The 4,809-nt window shown below is 53.6% G+C and carries 2 protein-coding genes and 2 pseudogenes; all 4 read right to left on the reverse strand.

Annotation, left to right across the window (positions count from 1 at the left end; genetic code table 11):
- A pseudogene (locus I5W_RS34010) lies at positions 1-386 on the reverse strand (type VI lipase adapter Tla3 domain-containing protein); the annotation flags it as partial.
- Between the two features lie 83 nt (positions 387-469).
- A complete protein-coding gene (locus I5W_RS07570; protein ID WP_083893482.1) occupies positions 470-2,143 on the reverse strand; it encodes a type VI lipase adapter Tla3 domain-containing protein in 1,674 nt (557 codons plus the stop codon).
- 2 nt (positions 2,144-2,145) lie between these two features.
- On the reverse strand, positions 2,146-4,440 hold the full coding sequence (locus tag I5W_RS07575; protein WP_083893483.1) for a T6SS effector phospholipase Tle3 domain-containing protein: 2,295 nt from the start codon (positions 4,438-4,440) through the stop codon (positions 2,146-2,148).
- A gap of 18 nt (positions 4,441-4,458) precedes the next feature.
- Positions 4,459-4,809 (reverse strand): annotated as a pseudogene (locus tag I5W_RS07580) (type VI secretion system tip protein VgrG); the annotation flags it as partial.

Raw genomic sequence — 4,809 nt, forward strand, 5'->3', positions numbered from 1 at the left:
TGTTTTTTTAAACGACACGCGCGTAGATATCCCTAGTTCAGTCAAGCGCTCGCTGGCGCTATTTGTATAGTCTTCCGGGTTCTGTGAAAGGTAAGTAGCGTGATTGTCTGCCTCTTTTCAATAGCTCGCCATATCTCTTCGTCAGTGTTTTCGCCGACAACGACGCCCATGCCTCGCACTTCCAGCACAAATTTCTTTCCAGTTTGAGCGAGCATTGCTTGGCTCTCAGAAAGATGGCTTTCCACCGCTGCTGGAGCGGCCTGTTCCTTCGAAGCTGGATCTGTGGTTCCATTCGGTGAACGATGCATCCAGGCCCAACTTCCAGCGTAGGCCATCACTGCAATGCCAAGCAAAGCCAATGCACTGTTACGAAGACTCTTTGCCATATTTGCCGTTACCTAGAATTTGCCAAATCAGTTGTTCTCTCATGCAGCCGGTGTCGATGCAGCATTGCGGTGTTTTTTCATTGTCAGTCAAACGGGCTTCTGCCAGCGTGATTCTTGGCCCAAGCAGCCTTGGTTGCTTCATCTGGCGGACTGACCATGATGATGGTAGCCATACCATTTGGACGACGGTTCACTGTGGCGCTGGCACCGCCTTGGTGGTAGCTGGCAATGAGTCCGAGTCCGATCTGTACCATGGGTGAGCTGGTGCCGGTGTCACCAATGCGCGCGCCGATGTCATAGCCTTCCTTGACTTCGTCCGGATGGGGTGCCGAGGCTCCCATCTGCATCAAGGCCTGGTTCAGCGGGATCACCCATTGCTTGTTGCCGGTGGTGTCGTAGAAGACGCGCTTGGGTTCGGTGGCTTCAGGCAGTCCGGCGATGGCGGCTTCCCAGCCTGCTTTCAGTGCTGCTGCTTGCAGTGCGGTCTTCAACGGTTGGCCCTTGTCATCGGTCAGCTTTACATCTACCGGGCGATGGAGATAGCCGAGCAGGGGAGCGCTGTCGTATTGCTTCAATTGCCAATCGGTCCAGCGCACAGGGATGTAAGGTGTTGGCTTAAAGTCCCCCGGGCCCTGGTTGCTGATGGTTTTCCATAGTTCTGGGAGTTGGGCTTGCCACCAGGTTGAGGACATCACGCCGCTTGCGGATGGGTTGCCTACTCCCGCTTCTTTTTCTTCCTTAATGAAGTGAGCATTAAAACTGCCGGGGCCATCATCATCACTATTACGCCAGAAGAAATTCCACAGCTTGACGATGTCGTATTCGGTGTCGTTCTTGTTGATCTTGGCGGTCTGCTTGACGATATAGGGACGGATCAATTTATCGACCCGATCTGATCGAGTCACCAGGAATGCCGCCACACTGTCGGGCATCGCTGGGATGACATGGCCTACCTCGGGGGTGTCCACGTTTCCAGGGGTGGCTACCAACGAGCGCATCATTGAACCGTCTCGGCTGAAGATCAGCGCTGCTGGCACATCGGGATGGGTATCGAAAAAGGAGAAGAGTTTTTCAATCATGGCCGCACCGTCATCGGTGTTGGCGTCTTCCTGCCATAGAAGCAGTGTTACCCCCAGCCCAGCCATTTGGCGCAGACCTGCCAAATCCGCCGCCGGGCGAGAGGTCCGTTTCGACTTTGGGGGATTCCATAGAATGACAGGCAGCGGCCACTGATCGACTGCATGGCGTGCGCCTTCCCTAAATGAAAGGCTTGTCGCTACACCTAGATCAGTTAGTCGTTGGCTCGCGCTATTAGTGTAATCCTCTGGATTCTGCGAGCGATAGCTGACGTGATTGCTAGCCTTTTCTTCAATTGCTTCCCAAATCTCTTCATCACTCTTTTTACCGACGGCGAGGCCCATTCCACGTACTTCCAGCACAAATTTCTGCTCGGTCTGGGCGAGCATTATCTGTCCACCAGTCAGAGCTGATTGTGTCACCGGAGGCGCGGCCTGATTCTGCGCAGTTGCCCCTGCGGCGCTATTCGAGGAGCGATGCATCCAAGCCCAACTTCCGCCATAAGTCAAGACAGCAATGCCGAGCACTATCAATACACCATTGCGAATACTACTTCCCATGTCCATCGTCTCCTGTCCTGTTGTTTGCCACTGATGGTAGCTCTCGTTCATGATGTAGCCGGTCCAGAGAAATACTCCGACCAGAAATGCGGCCGCATAAGGCCAGATGCGCGGTTTCATTGTCAATCGTCCCAGCTCCTGAAGTTCTTTATGTGCTGCTTGGGGTCGGCGTTCAACTGTGTTTTCCAATCTTCCAGTCGAGCAGCATTGGAGTTCAATTCGCTTGTCACTAAGGAGGGCATCTTCAATGAGACGAAGTGCTCTCCAGGAAATTTTCCGAGTTGATAATAATCCTTACAGGCCAGAATAAAATCTCTGTCCTCTTGCGACAGCCGATCAGTGAAGGCTTTGTTCTGAGTAATTTTCCCCAAAGCATTGGGATCCATTTTCCAATCCGCAATAAGCACGATGAGGTCACGCCAAACCGCATCATCCAGCGTTATTGCCTGTCCGATCGCTACATCCATTGCCGTGACCCAGCGATGATTCTCTGCGCTGTGCAATATACCCGAGTGATAGTTATTCTCTTCGTAAGCATCTTTGTCGCTGGCCATGCGTTTTCGTGCTTGCGCAGGTGTTTCTTCGCGTTCCACGATAAATAACGTCTTTCCCAACGCGGGGATGGGAGCTGGAAGCGCTTGCCTGATACGCCAATTGTGCGACTGTTCATCAAATGGTTTGTTTGCATTGAAAGCCGCTTTCGCTTTGTCCAAGTCATAAAACGGATTTACCGTGCGTTCTACGGTCTCCCATTTAAAGCTGGCGTACTGGTTTCCTAGCATGACGTTTTTCGTGACGTCATCCGGCGCAATCCTGCCCGCCTTATCGGGCTGTCCGGGCCTTGGGCCACCGGTCAAGCCTTCGACTTCCCCGCCATACAGATCGGGCTCGCACGGGGGCTTCAATTCTTCCCCGTTGATATGGCGCGTTTCCTTCCACTTGAAATCTTTTTGCAGCACCGTGCTGATGATGAAATTGGCAGGTCCTGTATCGGGTCCGGGGGATAAGCGTTCGTCCGGTTCGCGCACACGCACACGACCGGGCGGGGTTCCGACCAAGACTTTCTTGGACTTGCCATCGGCGGGATCAGGACGTTCCATGCGGGTCCACATTCGCTGGAAAAATCGCAACTGCTCCAGGCGCTTCATGGCCTCCATCGGCTTACCTTCTTTAGTCGCAGCCCCATCTTGGGGGACCACATCCGGAACGCCAAAGGTGCCGATACCACGAACATCTTTCAGTCCGACTACGGTATCTTCCGGGCAGAAGTACAAATAGACTTTTCCTCTATTGTCACGTTCATCAAAGGTGATCCATTTTTTTCCGCTCTTGTCCAGGCGCTGGCCTGTAGCCTCACTCCATTTCGCTCCCGTCCTGCCGCCACTGTTGCAGTGATCAATCAGTAGATCAGCCAACTGCGGAGTGTTATGCCGATGGGAGGTGACTTCATTGACGATATCGATAAGCGTCTTGAGTTTGGCGTGAGCGGTCTGCTGACAGCCTTTGGTCTTGTAAAGACTGTAGGGACTATCAACCATGATGATGCAATCAACGCAGCGCTGGCCTTTTTGTTTCAAGATGGCCTGGGCCAGCAAGGTCAGGATCGTTCCCTGGCTGTGCCCCATGATGGTGATCGTCTCATTCTCGGGCTGCATCCCATGCGCGTCGGCAAGTGCAGAGGGCTTGGTGGCTCGGATCGTGGTGATCAGGTGTGCCAGGCGCGTAGCGGCCAGAATGAAGTAGCGGCGCTCCGGCGCATCGGCGGCATAGACGGAAGGGCCGCCCAGGCTATTCTTGGTCACGCGGTTGGTAATCCAGTCAGGGCGAAATCCTTCTCCATACATGTCTGGAATATTATTGGTGGCATTGGCGAAGAAACCTCCGGCTTTACCAAAATGCTGATCAAGCCGGTTTCCATGGATATCCTGATATTGGCCGCGGATCGTCTGGAAGCCTCGACCATCGTCAACTCCGCCCTTGACTTCGTCGGTGTTGCTTTTGCCTTTCGAGTCGAAGCGTGCAATTTCATCGTTGCGTGCACGGTATCCCCAATAGAAGGGAACGAAGACACTTTTGGTGGTACCGGTGACTTCCTCGCGCCGGTATAGATAGGTATCGGGGTCAGCCAGAATATCTTTTTCCTGCTTATCCGCTTTGGGTTGGGCTTTCAGGCGCTGATATTCCGCACCATAACTCCCCGCCTTCAAATCCCCACGATCCAATCGTTCATTAAGCCCCTGACACAATCCTTCTTCAACGAACGAATAAACCGCCCCAGGATCATTGACTCCATGAATGAAAATGACAATGCCCGGCAGGTCTGCCGGTACTTCTACCGGTCGATTACTGCACCGGTTGGATTGGGAGACGGCTGCACCGCTGGCAGCGACATGATTACCATCGTTGGTATCGGCCATGATGATCCTTATTATTTTTTATAACGCAGGTTTCAGAATATCAATCTTGAGAATGCGCATGGCATCATCCTTGACCAGTTCGGTCAGCCCGTTCGCATCGCTCTTGCCCTCGATCACGCGACCATCGTCCAGCGTGATGCGGTAAGACTGATTGGCCGCAGCAGGGGCGGTGTCGGCAGACTCTCCCGGGTAATGCAGACGGAAACGCTGATCCGTGGGCGCATTGCTGAAACTGGTCTTGGTTGCTTGCTCCGTAGATGGCCCACCCCACTGATGGGACGCCGACAGCAGCTTGATGTCGCCCTTGGTCCCCATGGTCACGCCAGCTCCAATCTTGATGTAGCTGCCATCTTCAGCGACCAGGCGTAT

The organism is Herbaspirillum sp. B65, from assembly GCF_000333555.1.
GTDB classification, from domain to species: Bacteria; Pseudomonadota; Gammaproteobacteria; order Burkholderiales; family Burkholderiaceae_D; genus Herbaspirillum; species Herbaspirillum rubrisubalbicans.